This is a genomic window from Zoogloea ramigera (genome assembly GCF_006539865.1).
GTDB lineage: Bacteria > Pseudomonadota > Gammaproteobacteria > Burkholderiales > Rhodocyclaceae > Zoogloea > Zoogloea ramigera.
The window spans coordinates 144,918-160,468 of record NZ_BJNV01000002.1; the positions used below are offsets into that span (position 1 = coordinate 144,918).

A 15,551-nucleotide genomic window follows, 5' to 3' on the forward strand; every position below is an offset into this window, starting at 1 on the left:
CTTTTTGCTTTCTGCGCCGCCGGGGCGGTGAATGCCGCTCTGGCGGGGCGGGCGCTTACATGCCCTGGTAGATCGGCCCTTCGCCGCCCTGGGGAGTGACCCAGTTGATGTTCTGGGTTGGGTCCTTGATGTCGCAGGTCTTGCAGTGCACGCAGTTCTGGGCGTTGATCTGCAGGCGCGGGTTGTCGCCCTCGGCGCTGCGCACGATCTCATACACGCCGGCCGGGCAGTAGCGCTGCTCTGGGGCGTCGTACTTGGCCAGATTGATGCTGATGGGCACCGAGGCGTCCTTCAGCTGCAGGTGGCAGGGCTCGTCTTCCTCGTGGTTGGTGTTGGAGAGGAACACCGAGGACAGCCGGTCGAAGGTGAGCTTGCCGTCGGGCTTGGGGTAGCTGATCGGGCTGCACTCGGCGGCCGGGCGGAGCGTGGTGTGGTCGGCGCTGTTGTGCAGGGTCCAGGGCACGTTGCCGCCGAAGAGCTTTTGTTCGGCACCGAACAGGAAGGAACCCAGCCACAGGCCCTTTTTCATGTAGGGCTTGAAGTTGCGGGTCTTGTGCAGCTCGGCGTGGAGCCAGCTGGCCTTGAAGGCTTTGGGGTAGCTTGAGAGCTCGTCCTGGCTGCGCTCGGCCACGAGCGCCTCGAAGGCGGCTTCGGCGGCCAGCATGCCGGACTTCATCGCGGCGTGGGTGCCCTTGATGCGCGCGGCGTTGAGGAAGCCGGCGTCGTCGCCGATCAGCGCGCCGCCCGGGAAGACCAGCTTGGGCTGGCTCTGCAGGCCGCCGGCGGCGATCGCCCGGGCGCCGTAGGCGAGGCGCTTGCCGCCGTCCAGGAACTTGCGGATCTCCGGGTGGGTTTTATAGCGCTGGAACTCTTCGAAGGGCGACAGGAAGGGGTTGGTGTAGTTGAGGCCGACCACAAAGCCCACCGCCACCAGATTGTCTTCGAGGTGATAGCAGAAGCCGCCGCCGTAGGTGGCTGCGTCCATCGGCCAGCCGGCAGTGTGCACCACGAGGCCCTGTACGTGCTGGCCGGCGGGGATCTCCCACAGCTCCTTGATGCCGATACCGTAGGTTTGCGGGTCTACACCGTCGCGCAGCTTGAAGCGGGCCTCGAGCTCCTTGCCCAGGTGGCCGCGGCAGCCCTCGGCAAACAGCGTGTACTTGGCGCGGAGCTCCATGCCGGGCTGGAAGTTGGGGCCTTCGCTGCCGTCCTTGAGCAGGCCCATGTCGCCGGTGATCACGCCGGCCACGGCGCCCTTGTCGTCAAAGAGGATCTGCGCGCCCGAGAAGCCCGGGTAGACTTCGATGCCCATCGCTTCGGCCTGCTCGCCCAGCCATTTGGCCAGGTTGCCCAGGCGGACGATGTAATTGCCGTCGTTGTGGAAGGCGTCGGGGAGCAGGCCGTTGGGAACCTGCCGGCCGCCGGTTTCGGACAGGAAGATCACCCGGTCTTCGGTGACCGGGGTGTTGAGCGGGGCGCCCAGCGCCTTCCAGTCGGGGAAGAGTTCGTTGAGGGCGCGCGGGTCGACCACCGCGCCGGAGAGAATGTGGGCCCCGATCTCGGCCGCTTTTTCGATGAGGCAGATGGAGAAATCCTGCCCTTTTTCGGCTGCCAGTTGCTTGAGCCTGATCGCTGCAGCAAGGCCCGCGGGGCCGCCGCCAACGATCAGGACGTCGAATTCCATGGACTCCCGTTCCATCTGTGTCTCCTCGAGTATGGCGTATTGGTTTTCTTGGCTGGAGCCGAAGGGTAACCCCGGCTCGGTAAGAGGGCAATCGGCAGCCAGGTGCTGGCCCCCATACGGTGGCGTATGTTACCTTGCTCCCGTTGTGCGGTACAGATATCCGGCCGCACAATTTTGCCCGCTTTCAAAACAGAAATTCCCCGAGGAGACAACACGATGGCCGAACATTCAACGGCACCGGAGGCTGGCCGCCACCTGCTGATCACGTCCCGCATGCCCGTCCGCTGGGGCGACATGGATGCCTATGGGCACGTTAATAACACGGTTTATTTCCGCTACATGGAGCAGGTGCGCGTGGAGTGGCTCGAGCAGATGGGCTCGGTGGTGCGGCCGGACAACGCGGTCGCGCCGGTGATCATCAATGCCGGGTGCACCTTTTTGATGCCCGTGAATTATCCGGCCACGCTCATCGTGCGCATGTACGGTGGCGAGCCCGGCCGCAGCAGTGTGATGACCTGGTACGAGCTCCTCGTCGACGGTGACGAGCGCCTCTACGCAGAGGGCAGCGCCAAGGTGGTGTGGATGAATCCGCAGACGGGCAAGTCGGTGCCGCTCCCCGATGCGGTGCGTGCCGCGGTAAGCTAGTCAGCCGTTGTCGAAGCGATGTCGCCGGCCTGGGCTGGCACCGGAATCAGGAGATGCGTGATGAGTTACCCCGTTGCCGAGCGCCCGTTGTGGGTGCCAGCCGGCGATCGTATTGCAGCAGCCAACATTACTGACTTCGCCCGCGGGGCGGAACGGCGTTGGGGGCGGGCGCTGCCCGATTACCCGGCCCTGCATGGGTGGTCGGTCGAGCAGCCGGCCGAGTTCTGGACGTCCATCTGGGACCTCGGCGAGGTGCGCGGCCAGATGGGCCCGGTGGTGCTCGAGAATGGCGAGCTGATGCCGGGCGCCCGCTGGTTTCCCGAGGCCCGCCTGAATTTCGCCGAAAACCTGCTGCGCAGCCGCGACGACAGTGACGCCCTGGTGTTCTGGGGCGAGGATCGGGTCAAGAACCGCCTGAGCCACGGCGACCTGTATCGCCAGGTGGCCCACTTTGCCGCCGCGCTGCTGGAGATGGGGGTTGAGCCCGGCGACCGGGTTGCCGCCTGGATGCCCAACCTGCCCGAGACCATCGTGGTGATGCTGGCGGCGACCAGCGTTGGGGCGATCTTCTCGTCGGCGTCGCCGGATTTCGGCGTGCAGGGCGTGCTCGACCGCTTCGGACAGATCGAGCCCAAGGCGCTGGTGGCGGTCGATGGTTATTACTATAACGACAAGATCGTCGATTGCATGGAGCGCCTGGCCGCCATCACCGACGGCCTGCCCTCGGTGAAGCGTGTGGTGGTGGTGCCCTACGTGCATGCCCATCACGACATCTCCCACGTGCACCACGCGCGCATGTTGGCGGATTTCGTCAAGCCCTTCCTGGGCGAGACCGAGATCCCGTTTGCCCGGCTGCCCTTCGATCATCCGCTCTACATCATGTACTCGTCGGGCACCACCGGGGTGCCCAAGTGCATCGTCCATGGTGCGGGCGGCGTGCTGCTGCAGCACATCAAGGAGCACCGCCTGCATGGCGACGTGAAGCCCGGCGACAAGCTCTTCTACTTCACCACCTGCGGCTGGATGATGTGGAACTGGCTGGTGTCGGGCCTGGCGTCCGGGGCGACGCTGCTGCTCTACGACGGCTCGCCGATGATCGGCGACGGCGCAATCCTCTTCGACTACGCCCAGGCCGAGGGCATGACCCACTTCGGCACCTCGGCCAAGTTCATCGACGGGATCGCCAAGGTCGGCCTGCGGCCGCGGGCGACCCACGATCTCTCCGCGCTGCGGGCGATGTTCTCCACCGGCAGCCCGTTGGTGCCGGAGGGCTTCGAGTATGTGTATCGCGAGATCAAGGCTGACCTGTGCCTGTCGTCGATCTCGGGTGGCACCGACATCGTCTCGTGCTTTGTGCTGGGCAACCCGACCCTGCCCGTGTGGCCCGGCGAGATCCAGTGCAAGGGCCTCGGCATGGCGGTGGATGTGTTCGACGAGGCTGGCCACCCGGTGCGCGGCGAGAAGGGCGAGCTGGTGTGCACGCGCCCCTTCCCGGTGATGCCAGTCGGGTTCTGGAACGATCCGGACGGCGCCAAATACCGGGCGGCGTATTTCGGCCGTTTCGACAACATCTGGTGCCACGGTGACTACTCGGAGATTACTCCCCACGACGGCGTCGTCATCTATGGCCGCTCCGACGCGACCCTCAACCCGGGCGGCGTGCGCATCGGCACCGCCGAGATCTACCGCCAGGTCGAGCGGCTCGACGAGGTGGTGGAGTCCCTGGTGATCGGCCAGCAGTGGCCGCCGGGGGCGGCGGCCGACGTGCGTGTGGTGCTGTTCGTCAAGCTGCGCGAGGGGCTCAGCCTGGATGACGCCCTGATCGCCCGCATCCGCGACACCATCCGTGCCAGCACCACGCCACGCCACGTGCCGGCGCGGGTGGTGCAGGTGGCGGACATCCCGCGCACCAAGAGCGGCAAGATCGTCGAACTGGCGGTGCGCGCGGTGGTGCATGGCGAGCCGGTCAAGAACGTCGAGGCGCTGGCCAACCCGGCTGCCCTCGAACATTTCCGGGCGCGGCCCGAGCTGCAGTCCTGAACAAGAGGTATCGAACCCATGCTGATGAATCGTGAAACGTCCAGCCTGCTGGTCGTCGATGTGCAGGAGCGCCTGCTGCCGTCCATCGCCGACGGCGAGGCCGTGCTCGCCAATTGTGACTGGCTGGTGGGCGTGGCCCGGCGGATGGGGGTGCCGGTGGTGGTGTCCGAGCAGTATCCCGAAGGGCTCGGTCCGACCGCCGCCTCGCTGAGGGCCACTGCCGGCGATGCGCCGCTGGTCACCAAGACCCACTTTTCGTGCGTCGCCGACGGCTGTCTTGTCGGCACCGCCGTCGAGCAGCGCCGCCAGGTGGTCGTGGTGGGCACCGAGGCCCACGTCTGCGTGATGCAGACGGTGCTGGAGCTGCGCTGGCAGGGCAAGGAGGTTTTTGTGGTGGCCGACGCCGTCGGCTCCCGCAAGCCGGCCGACAAGGAGGCGGCGCTGGCGCGCATGCGCAGCCACGGCGTCGAGATCGTGACCCGCGAGATGGTGGCCTTCGAGTGGCTGCACGACAGCGCGGGCCCGCTGTTCCGCGAGATCAACCGGGACTTCATCCGCGACAATTAGCCGCTTTTCTGTTACCGAAGTCGGTTTTCGGTGGGGGTGGGCCCGGTAGCGGGCCCCGGAGCGGGCAGCTTTGCTGCGCTCGACCGTTGAAGAGAGGGGGGTGGATCGGCTATCATTCCCCTTTCCAGAAGTCCCCCGTGTCATGACCAAATACGTCTTCGTTACCGGTGGTGTCGTGTCCTCCCTGGGCAAGGGCATCGCCGCAGCCTCCCTCGGGGCGATTCTCGAATCCCGCGGAATCAAGGTTACCCACCTCAAGCTCGATCCCTACATCAACGTCGACCCCGGCACGATGAGCCCCTTCCAGCATGGGGAAGTCTTCGTGACCGAAGACGGCGCCGAGACCGACCTCGACCTCGGCCACTACGAGCGCTTCACCAGCGCCAAGATGAGCAAGCGCAACAACTTCACCACCGGCCAGATCTACGAGGCGGTGATCAAGAAAGAGCGGCGCGGCGAATATCTTGGCAAGACCGTCCAGGTCATCCCCCACATCACCGACGAGATCAAGACCTACGTCAAGCGTGGCGCCGAAGGTGCCGACGTGGCGATCATCGAAGTCGGCGGCACCGTGGGCGACATCGAGTCGCTGCCCTTCCTTGAGGCCATCCGCCAGATGGGCATCGAAGAAGGCCGCCAGGGCACCTGCTTCATCCACCTCACGCTGCTGCCCTACATCCCGACCGCCGGCGAGCTGAAGACCAAGCCCACCCAGCATTCGGTGAAAGAGCTGCGCGAGATCGGCATCCAGCCCGACATCCTGCTGTGCCGCGCCGACCGCTCCGTGCCCGCCGACGAGCGCCGCAAGATCGCGCTGTTCTGCAACGTGATGCCCGAAGCCGTCATCGAGTGCCTCGACGCCGACTCCATCTACCGTATCCCCGGCATGCTCCACGACCAGATGCTCGACGAGATCGTCTGCCACAAGCTGGGCATCCTGGCGCGGGCGGCCGACCTGTCGATCTGGGAGCGCCTCATCGACGCGCTGCAGAACCCGCAAAACACGCTCAACGTCGCCTTCGTCGGCAAGTACGTCGATCTCACCGAGTCCTACAAGTCGCTGATCGAAGCCCTCAACCACGCCGGGATGCACACCCGCAGCAAGGTCAACATCCACTACCTGGATTCCGAGGACATCGAGAAGAACGGCTGCGGCGCCCTCAAGGCGATGGACGCCATCCTCGTCCCCGGCGGCTTTGGCCGGCGCGGCACCGAGGGCAAGATCGCCGCGATCCGCTATGCCCGTGAAAACAAGGTGCCCTACCTCGGCATCTGCCTCGGGATGCAGCTGGCGGTCGTCGAGTTCGCCCGCGACGTGGCAGGCATGAACGGCGCCCACAGCACCGAGTTCGACCGCCACACCGACTACCCGGTCATCGGCCTGATCACCGAATGGCACGACGCCTCCGGCAAGGTCGAGAAGCGCGGCGAAGACTCCGACCTCGGCGGCACCATGCGCCTGGGTGGCCAGGTCTGCAAGCTCACCGAAGGCTCACTGGCCCGCGAGGTCTACGGCAACGCCGAGATCACCGAGCGCCACCGCCATCGCTACGAGGTCAACAACACCCTGCTGTCCCAACTCGAAGCCCAGGGCCTGCGGGTCTCCGGGCGCGCGCCGGGCACCGACCTGTGCGAAATGATCGAGCTGCCGCAGGACGTGCACCCGTGGTTCGTCGGCTGCCAGTTTCACCCGGAGTTCACCTCCAATCCGCGCAACGGCCATCCGCTGTTCACCGCCTTCGTCAAGGCTGCTCTCGCCCACCAGCAGGGCAACTGAAAGGAATCCCCATGAAACTCTGCGGTTTCGATGTTGGTCTGGACAAACCCTTCTTCCTGATTGCCGGGCCCTGCGTCATCGAGTCCCGGGAAATGGCCCTCGAAACCGCGGCGGCGCTCAAGGACATCTGCGCCGAGCTGGCGATTCCGTTCGTCTACAAGTCGAGCTACGACAAGGCCAACCGGAGCTCCGGCCAGTCCTTCCGCGGCATGGGCATGGAGAAGGGCCTCGAGATCCTCGCCGAGGTGCGTGAGCGCGTCGGCGTGCCGGTCCTCACCGACGTCCACACCGAGGCCGAGGTGCCCCACGTGGCGGCGGTTGTCGACGTGCTGCAGACGCCGGCCTTCCTGTGCCGGCAGACCGATTTCATCCACGCCGTCGCCTCCTGCGGCAAGCCCGTCAACATCAAGAAGGGCCAGTTCCTCGCCCCGGGCGACATGAAGAACGTCGTCGACAAGGCCCGTGAGGTAAACGGCGGCGCCGACAACATCATGGTCTGCGAGCGCGGCGCCTCCTTTGGCTACAACAACCTGGTTTCCGACATGCGCTCCCTGGCGATCATGCGTGAAACCGGCTGTCCGGTGGTCTTCGACGCCACCCACTCGGTGCAGCTGCCCGGCGGGCAGGGCACGACCTCGGGCGGCCAGCGCGAGTTCGTGCCGGTGCTGGCCCGGGCCGCCGTGGCGGTCGGCATCTCCGGCCTGTTCATGGAGACCCACCCCGATCCGGCCAAGGCCTTTTCCGACGGCCCCAACGCGTGGCCGCTGCCGCGCCTCAAGTCCCTGCTCGCCACCCTCAAGGCCATCGATGCCCTGGTGAAGGCCGAGGGCTTCGAAGAGCGCCGCGGCTGAGGCGGGCGTCAGTCAGATATTGAAGTTCGAGGCGGCGGGATCGTCGCCGGTTTAAATTCAGACGAGAGAGGAAGTTCATGAGCGCCATTGTTGATGTCATTGCCCGCGAGATTCTCGATTCCCGCGGCAACCCCACCGTTGAAGCCGATGTGCTGCTGGAGTCTGGCGTGATGGGCCGCGCCGCGGTGCCGTCCGGCGCCTCCACCGGCTCCCGCGAGGCCATCGAGCTGCGCGACGGCGATGCTGCCCGCTACCTGGGCAAGGGCGTCCTGCAGGCCGTCGAGAACGTCAACACCGAGATCTCCGAGGCGCTCATCGGCCTCGACGCCGAAGACCAGGCCTTCATCGACCGTACCCTGATCGAACTCGACGGCACCGACAACAAGTCCCGCCTCGGCGCCAACGCCATGCTGGCCGTCTCGATGGCCGTCGCCAAGGCTGCCGCCGAAGAGGCCGGCCTGCCCCTGTACCGCTACTTCGGCGGTTCCGGCCGCATGGCGATGCCGGTGCCGATGATGAACGTCATCAACGGCGGCGCCCACGCCAACAACTCCCTGGACATCCAGGAATGCATGATCATGCCGATCGGCGCCAAGAGCTTCCGCGAAGCCCTGCGTTGCGGTGCCGAGATCTTCCATCACCTCAAGAAGCTCACCGACAAGAAGGGTTATCCCACCACCGTCGGCGACGAAGGCGGCTTCGCCCCGAACGTGTCGGGCACCGACGAAGCCCTCAACCTGATCCTCGAAGCCATCACCAACGCCGGCTACGAAGCCGGCCGCGACGTGGTGCTGGCCCTCGACTGCGCCGCCTCCGAGTTCTACAAGAACGGCATGTACGAGCTGGAAGGTGAAGGCCTGTCCCTTACCGCCGCCGGCTTTGTGGACTACCTGGCCACGCTGGTCGACAAGTTCCCGATCATCTCCATCGAAGACGGCATGGCCGAAGGCGACTGGGAAGGCTGGAAGCTGCTCACCGATCGCCTCGGCAAGCGCGTGCAGATCGTCGGCGACGACCTCTTCGTCACCAACACCAAGATCCTGAAGGAAGGCATCGAGAAGGGCATCGCCAACTCCATCCTCATCAAGATCAACCAGATCGGCACCCTCACCGAAACCTTCGAGGCCGTCGAGTTGGCCAAGCGCTTCGGCTACACCGCGGTGATCTCCCACCGTTCGGGTGAAACCGAAGACTCCACCATCGCCGACATCTCCGTGGGCCTCAACGCCATGCAGATCAAGACGGGTTCGCTGTCCCGTTCCGACCGCATCTCCAAGTACAACCAGCTGCTGCGTATCGAGGAAGACCTTGGCGATACCGCCGTCTACCCGGGCCTGTCGGCTTTCTACAACCTGCGCAAGATCTGATCGCAGGCAGGGGCGGCCGGCCCTTGCCGGCTGCCCCATCACGTCTTTCTTCTCCCGACCCATGCGCTGGCCCAGTATCGTCCTTGCCCTTCTCGTCGTCGCCCTGCAGTACCCCTTGTGGATCGGCAAGGGTGGCTGGTTGCGCGTGTGGGAAGTCGAGACGCAGCTCACGGCTTCCAAAGAGGCCAACCGTCGTCTCGAGCAGCGTAACAGCAGCCTCGAGGCAGAAGTCCGCGACCTGAAGACCGGCTACGAAGCCGTCGAGGAGCGGGCCCGCTTCGAACTGGGCCTCACCAAGTCCGACGAAGTGTTCGTCCAGACACCCCAGGCCCGATAAGCCAGGGCAGGCGGAGCGTCCTGCTGCCGCCGGATCATTATTTGCCGAGACGTCGCCGCCCCTGCCTCCAGCGCAGTCCGGGCGGTTTTTTATGTGCGCACATGTCTGAATGGCCTGGCACGACGGCTTCTATGGCCTCTACGGGGCTGCGTCACGCCAGCTCGGGCCGCTGCGTCATCGGCCAGCCTGGCGTGACTCAGCCGCGTCGGTAAAGCCTGAACACCTCGGCCTTGCGGCCTCCGCCGAGACGGCGTTCCCAGATCAGGGTGCCATCTTCCTTGAGTTTTTTGGAATTGGCGCCGACCGCATAGTTCAGGTGCAGCGGGCAGCCCTTTGCCGCCTCCGTCTTGTCGCTGATGGTCTGGATATCTGCGAAGTAGTCGAGGGCGGCGCGCTGGGTGTCCGCCAGGCCCTGCCGGCTGATGCAGCCCGCTGGCTGCGCGGAAAGCACCTTGCGGAGCTCGCCGGCCACCGGCTGATAGTTCTTGGTGTGAGCAAACCAGGGCTGCCACAGGGCGACTGCGAGGCACCACAGCAGCGTCATGCCGAGGGCCCAGTTGGTGGCGCCGCGCCATGGGGTGCGCTGGGTCAGTTGCGGCAGCACCAGCAGCGCGATGCTGATGAGCGCACCGATGGAGGCCGTCAGGCCGATGCTGCTGCTTGCGAAGTTGGGCGCGGTCTTGGCGAGCTGGCGCGCCAGCCCGGGCGGCCAGCCGAAGCTGAGCGCGCTCCAGCCGAGCCAGACGAGGATCGCGAAGAAGGTGAAGGCCACCACGCTGAACCAGTCGAAAGCGTTTGCCGCACCTCTTCGCAGGCTGGAGGCGCCCAGCGTGGCGAGGAGGCAGAACGCGGGGAGCACGGGCAGGGCGCTGGCGGGCCTGAGCGGGCCGGTCGTCGTCACCAGCAGGATCGCCAGCACGCAGGCTGCGATCGGCAAGGCCAGCGGTGGGGTGGTCAGCACATGGCGGCTGCGCCAGATGGCCCAACCGGCGATGGGCCACAGAGGCCAGGCAAACCAGCCGAGGAGCTGCAGCAGGCGGCTGAAATTGCCCAGGTGGTCGGCGTGGGGCAGGACGGAGGCGAGCTCGCTTGCCCACCAGCGCGAGGCTTCACCGGGTTGCAGCGCGGCGATGGCGGCAAACCACGCGGCGGGGATCAGGATTGCCACAGCGGCACCGGCAGCGATGCCGCCGATGGCCGTGCGTGACCGGCAGGCGCTGCACAGCAGGGGGGCGACGAGCATCACGGGCAGGGTGAGCGCGAGGGCCGGCAGGCCGCCCGCGAGAAACGCGAAGCCTGCGCCCAGGCCGGCCTCGAGGCCACCCGCCAGCGGCCGGCCGGCCAGCTGGCCGAGGCCGGCGTAGCACAAGGCCATGCCGGCCAGTTGAGCCAGCACGGGTTGGGTTTCGTGGGCATGGACGACCAGCCCGAGGGAGCTCACGCCCAGCAGGATCGACGGGGCGAAGGCCGTGGGGCCGTAAAGCCGCCGGGCGGCGACGCCGATCCAGTAAAGAAAGGCTGCGGTGAACAGGCTGCTGGCGAGACGCGCCGCATCGTGGATGGGCAGCAGCCAGCCGAGCGCCTTGGCGAGGAGGGCCCCGACCCAGTAGTAGAGCGGCGGAAAGTCGCGGAAGGTCTCACCTGCGAGCTCGGGGATGAGCCAGTTGCCGTGGGTGAGGATCGAGTGGATGGGCCCGAGGTAGGTGAGGTCGTCGCCCCGCCAGGGCAGATGGCCCGTGGTGCCGACGACGAGGTAGATGGCGAGTAGCAGGCCGAGTTGCCAGGCCTTGAGCGGTGCCGGCAGGTTGAAGCTGAAGCGGGAAGCGGCGTTCGGCATGGGCGTCGGTGGTGCGGTCGGGGTGCGATCGAGTGGTATGGCCTGGGCTGGCGCAAAATAAAAAAGGCAGCCGAGGCTGCCTTTTTTGACGACTCCGGCAACTGTGTTGCGGATCAGCCCAGACGCTGAACGGAACCGTACTTCTGGCGGAAGCGCTCGACGCGGCCGGCGGTGTCGACGATCTTCTGCTTGCCGGTGTAGAACGGGTGGCAGGCGGAGCACACTTCCACGTGGTATTGCTGCTTGCCCATGGTGGAGCGGGTCACGAAGGTGTGACCGCAGGAGCAGGTGACCTGGACTTCCTTGTAATTCGGATGGGTATCGGCTTTCATCGCTTTATCCTTTGGGGTACGTACATGTGGGTGGTGAATTTGGCCACCCGGAAACGCAGCATTCTGAACTGTTTCAGCGCCTTACGCAAGGTTGTTGGCGTGTTTTAAACCAGATTCAGATAAAACGCGCCACAAAAGCGCCGACGCTTTCGGGCGGAAGGGGTAGCCAGACCCGGTGATCGCTGCCGGGCACGCGGGTAATCTCGTCGCCGCCGGGGGTGAGGAGGCGCTCCACCTGAAGTTCGCTGTTGCCCGCCGGGTGGATCAGCTCGAGGCGGTCGCCCACCGAGAAGGCGTTCTTGGTGGCGACCTCGGCGAGGCCGCGGGCGGTATCGTAGGCGACCACGTCGCCCACATACAGGCTGCGGCCCGATTCGGAGTGGCCGCGCAGGTAGTTCTGGGTTTCGTGGGGCGTGTGGCGCTGGTAGAAGCCGTCGGTGTAGCCGCGATTGGCGAGGCCTTCGAGCTGGCCGAGCAGCGCCGGGTCGAGGCCGCGCCCGGCCACCGCGTCGTCGATGGCCTGGCGGTAGGCCTGGCAGGTACGGGCCACGTAATACGGGCTCTTGGTACGGCCTTCGATCTTGAACGAGTCGATGCCGATCTCGGTGAGCCGCTGCACGTGCTCGATGGCGCGCAGGTCTTTGGAGTTGAGGATGTAGGTGCCGTGCTCGTCTTCCTCGATGGGCATGTATTCGCCGGGGCGCTTGTGGGGCTCTTCGAGCAGATGCACGTCGCCGCTGCCGCAGGTCTTGGCTTCGTGGGTCTTGAAGTCCCAGCGGCACGAGTTGGTGCAGCTGCCCTGGTTGGGGTCGCGGTGGTTGAAGTAGCCCGACAGCAGGCAGCGCCCCGAGTAGGCGATGCACAGGGCGCCGTGGATGAAGACTTCGAGCTCGGTGTCGGGGCAGTCCTGGCGGATGCTGGCGATCTCGTCGAGGGACAGCTCGCGGGACAGGATCACCCGCGAGATACCGGCCAGCTTCCAGAAGCGCACGGCGGCGGCATTCACGGTGTTGGCCTGTACCGACAGGTGGATGGGCATCTCGGGGAAGTTCTCGCGGACCATCATGATGAGGCCCGGGTCGGACATGATGAGGGCGTCGGGCTTGAGGGCGATGACCGGGGCGATGTCCTTGATGAAGGTCTTGATCTTGGCGCCGTGGGGATAGATGTTGGCGACCACGTAGAAGTGCTTGCCCAGGGCGTGGGCGCGGGAAATGCCGTCGGCCAGCACGGGCAGATCGCCGAAATCGTTGTTGCGCACGCGCAGCGAGTAGCGCGGCTGGCCGGCGTAGATGGCGCTGGCGCCGAAGGCGAAGGCAGTGTCGAGCATGGCCAGGGAGCCGGCCGGGGCGAGGAGTTCGGGTGTCTTGCGGGGCATGTATCGGTTCTGGGTTGGGGGTGCGCCAGATGGCGCGGGCCGCGCAGGGGTCAGCGGTGGGCGTCGAGCACGACGTTCCAGGCCGCGAGGGCGGGGCACTGGCTATCCAGCTGGTGCTGCAGGAACTGCTCGGCCATTTCGAGCATGGCCTTTTGTTCCTTGCCGAGGAACGCGGGGTGCTGGGGCGCGAGGTGCACCACCAGGTCGCCGGCCTTGCGGCGGCCCCGGGCGGGGAAGCCGGCGCCAGGCACCCGGATCTCGGCGCTGGCGGCGGACTCCGGCAAGAGGATCTCGTGCAGTCCGTCGAGGGTCGGGACTTCGAGGGGGCCGCCCGCCAGCAGGCGGAAGATGCTCACCGGCACCGCCACATGCAGGTCGTGGTGCTGCAGCCGGAAGAGGGGGTGAGGGCGGGTGCGCAGGGTGAGGTAGAGGTCGCCCGGGTCGCCGCCGTCGGGCGCCGGGCCGCCCTGGCCGGCGATGCGGAGCTCTTCACCGGGCAACATGGCGGGTGGCACCGTGACGGCGAGCTGGCGGTTGGCCGGTTGCCAGCCGCGCCCCTCGCAGGACGGGCAGCGGTTGTCGGTGGTGAAGCCCTTGCCGCCACAGTCGCCGCAGGTTTCGAGCTGGCCGTTTCTGCGCAGGCGGCCGCTGCCGTGGCAGCTGCCGCACATGTTGGTGCGGCCGTAGCTGCGCTGGCCACTGCCGTCGCAATCGTCGCAGGGCTCGCGCCCGTCGATGGTGACGGTGACGGTGGTGCCGCGGGCGGCCTCGGTGAGGTCGACGGTGATGTCCTGGCGGTGGTCGGCGCCGCGGGGGCGCGGTGCCTGCTGCTTTCTGGAGGGCGGCGCTTCGGCGGGGGTGTCGTCGGCGGCGGCGTCTTCGAAGGGCTGGGTGAGGCGCTCGAAGGCCTCCCGGACGAGCCGGAACTGGTCGTGGGCGCGGGGGTCGGGGTTGCGGTCCGGGTGCCAGCGCATGGCCAGGCGCTTGTAGGCGCGCTTGATCTCGGCGGCGCTGGCATCGGGCGTGACGCCCAGGACTTGATGGAAATCGACGGCAGACATCCGCGTATTTTAATCGCCGCCGGCGCCGGGCGGGCGACGAAGTGATGAAGGGGGCGCTTCCGGCCCATCGGCGGAGGCGTCCATGCGCAGTTCGGGCAGGTCGCAGGCCGCCCAGCGGGGGGCGTCGTCGCGGGGCTGGCCGCTGACGGGGTCGCAATCGGCCAGGTCCACGTAGCGGATCGCCTCGGTGGCGCTGCCTTCGCCCAGCCAGCGGCCGCTCGCCACGTCGAGGCTCAGCCAGCCGTCATCGCTCTGATAGCTGCGGCGGAGTTCGGTGCCGGTGTGGGCGTCCCACAGGCGGGCGGAGTCGTCGTCGGCGGCGGTGAGGATGAACCGCCCGTCGGGGGAGAAGGCGCAGGCGGTGAGCGGGCTGGTGTGCCCGTCGAAGCGAAGAAGCTCGCTGCCGGAGCGGGTGTCCCACAGGCGTACCGAGCTGTCCCAAGCGGCGGTGAGGACATGTTGCCCGTCGGGGGAGAAGGCGCAGGCGGTGAGCGGGTGGGTGTGTTCGTCGAAGCGGCGGAGTTCGGCGGCGGAGTGGACGTCCCACAGGCGGGCCGAGTTGTCATAGGCGGAGGTGAGGACGAGCTGCCCGTCGGGGGAAAAGGCGCAGGCGGTGAGCGCGCCGGTGTGCCCGTCGAAGCGACGGAGCTCGGCGCCTGAGCGGACGTCCCACAGGCGGGCGGAGTTGTCATCGGCGGCGGTGAGGACGAGCTGTCCGTCGGGGGAAAAAGCGCAGGCGGTCAGCCAGCCAGTGTGTCCGTCGAAGCGGCGGAGCTCGATGCCGGAGCGGGCGTCCCACAGGCGGGTGGAGTTGTCCCAGGCGGCGGTAAGGACGAGCTGTCCGTCGGGGGAGAAGGCGCAGGCGGTGAGTGCGCTGGTGTGTCCGTCGAAGCGGCGGAGCTCGGTCCCGGAGCGGGCGTCCCACAGGCGGGCGGAGTGATCCCAGGCTGCGGTGAGGACGAACTGCCCGTCGGGGGAGAAGGCGCAGGCGGTGAGAGGGGCGGTGTGTCCATCGAAGCGTCGGAGCTCGGCGCCTGAGCGGGCGTCCCACAGGCGGGCGGAGCAGTTCCAGGCGGCGGTGAGGGTGAACTGTCCGTCGGGGGAGAAGGCGCAGGCAGTGACCGAGTCGGTCAGCCCATTGAAGCGGCGGAGTTCGGTGCCGGAGCGGGCGTCCCAGAGGCGGGCGGAGCCGTAGTTGGCGGCGGTGAGGACGAGCTGCCCGTCGGGAGAGAAGGCGCAGGCGGAGAGTCCGCTTGTGTGTCCATCGAAGCGGCGGAGTTCGGTGCCGGAGCGGGCGTCCCAGAGTTGGGCGGAGCTGTCGTCGGCGGCGGTGAGGATGAACTGCCCATCAGGGGAGAAGGCGCAGGCGGTGAGTCCGCTTGTGTGTCCGTCGAAGCGTCGGAGTTCGGCGCCGGAGCGGGCGTCCCAGAGGCGAGCGGAGTTGTCCCAGGCAGCGGTCAGGACGAACTGTCCGTCGGGAGAGAAGGCGCACGCGGAAAGCCGGTTGGTATGTCCGTCGAAGCGTCGGAGTTCGGTGCCTGAGCGGGCATCCCAGAGGCGGGCGGAGTTGTCGTGGGCTGCGGTGAGGACGAGCTGCCCGTTGGGTGAGAAGGCGCAGGCGGTGAGCCGGCCGGTGTGTCCGTCGAAGCGACGGAGTTCAGTGCCCGAGCGCGCG

General features: G+C 67.0%; 13 protein-coding genes. 7 read left to right on the top strand and 6 right to left on the bottom strand.

What is annotated here, in order from left to right:
* Positions 1-55 precede the first annotated feature (55 nt).
* Complete coding sequence (locus ZRA01_RS00760) at positions 56-1,699, bottom strand: electron transfer flavoprotein-ubiquinone oxidoreductase (RefSeq protein WP_141348831.1); 1,644 nt, start codon at positions 1,697-1,699, stop codon at positions 56-58.
* Between the two features lie 201 nt (positions 1,700-1,900).
* On the opposite strand from ZRA01_RS00760, the gene ZRA01_RS00765 reads away from it, so the two are divergent.
* The 7 genes from ZRA01_RS00765 (at position 1,901) to ftsB (ending at position 9,268) form a co-directional block, all read left to right on the top strand.
* On the top strand, positions 1,901-2,329 hold the full coding sequence (locus ZRA01_RS00765; protein ID WP_141348832.1) for an acyl-CoA thioesterase: 429 nt from the start codon (positions 1,901-1,903) through the stop codon (positions 2,327-2,329).
* A 60-nt stretch (positions 2,330-2,389) separates the two neighbouring features.
* The gene (locus tag ZRA01_RS00770) at positions 2,390-4,369 is read left to right on the top strand and encodes an acetoacetate--CoA ligase (RefSeq protein WP_141348833.1); all 1,980 of its coding nucleotides are present in this window, start codon (positions 2,390-2,392) and stop codon (positions 4,367-4,369) included.
* Positions 4,370-4,387: 18 nt separating this feature from the next.
* Positions 4,388-4,936: a hydrolase gene (locus ZRA01_RS00775; RefSeq protein WP_141348834.1), complete on the top strand. Its 549-nt coding sequence runs from the start codon at positions 4,388-4,390 to the stop codon at positions 4,934-4,936.
* 142 nt (positions 4,937-5,078) lie between these two features.
* On the top strand, positions 5,079-6,713 hold the full coding sequence (pyrG, locus tag ZRA01_RS00780) for a CTP synthase (protein WP_141348835.1): 1,635 nt from the start codon (positions 5,079-5,081) through the stop codon (positions 6,711-6,713).
* Positions 6,714-6,724: 11 nt separating this feature from the next.
* Positions 6,725-7,564, top strand: a complete 840-nt coding sequence (gene kdsA / locus ZRA01_RS00785; RefSeq protein WP_141348836.1) for a 3-deoxy-8-phosphooctulonate synthase — start codon at positions 6,725-6,727, stop codon at positions 7,562-7,564.
* A gap of 77 nt (positions 7,565-7,641) precedes the next feature.
* Positions 7,642-8,931 (top strand): phosphopyruvate hydratase, encoded by a 1,290-nt coding sequence (gene eno, locus ZRA01_RS00790; protein ID WP_141348837.1) that lies wholly within the window; start codon positions 7,642-7,644, stop codon positions 8,929-8,931.
* 61 nt (positions 8,932-8,992) lie between these two features.
* Positions 8,993-9,268, top strand: a complete 276-nt coding sequence (gene ftsB / locus ZRA01_RS00795) for a cell division protein FtsB (RefSeq protein ID WP_141348838.1) — start codon at positions 8,993-8,995, stop codon at positions 9,266-9,268.
* Positions 9,269-9,464: 196 nt separating this feature from the next.
* On the opposite strand, the gene ZRA01_RS00800 is transcribed toward ftsB, so the two are convergent.
* The 5 genes from ZRA01_RS00800 to ZRA01_RS00820 form a co-directional block, all read right to left on the bottom strand.
* Positions 9,465-11,105 (bottom strand): ArnT family glycosyltransferase, encoded by a 1,641-nt coding sequence (locus tag ZRA01_RS00800; RefSeq protein ID WP_141348839.1) that lies wholly within the window; start codon positions 11,103-11,105, stop codon positions 9,465-9,467.
* Between the two features lie 113 nt (positions 11,106-11,218).
* Positions 11,219-11,437 carry a 50S ribosomal protein L31 gene (rpmE, locus tag ZRA01_RS00805; protein WP_141348840.1) on the bottom strand — a complete coding sequence of 73 codons (219 nt, stop codon included), beginning with the start codon at positions 11,435-11,437 and terminating at the stop codon, positions 11,219-11,221.
* 115 nt (positions 11,438-11,552) lie between these two features.
* Positions 11,553-12,815 carry a prephenate-dependent tRNA uridine(34) hydroxylase TrhP gene (gene trhP, locus ZRA01_RS00810; RefSeq protein WP_141348841.1) on the bottom strand — a complete coding sequence of 421 codons (1,263 nt, stop codon included), beginning with the start codon at positions 12,813-12,815 and terminating at the stop codon, positions 11,553-11,555.
* A 50-nt stretch (positions 12,816-12,865) separates the two neighbouring features.
* On the bottom strand, positions 12,866-13,876 hold the full coding sequence (locus ZRA01_RS00815) for a DnaJ C-terminal domain-containing protein (protein ID WP_141348842.1): 1,011 nt from the start codon (positions 13,874-13,876) through the stop codon (positions 12,866-12,868).
* Between the two features lie 9 nt (positions 13,877-13,885).
* Positions 13,886-15,551, bottom strand: a 1,666-nt coding sequence (locus tag ZRA01_RS00820) for a WD40 repeat domain-containing protein (protein WP_141348843.1), incomplete at its 5' end; no start/stop codon positions are given.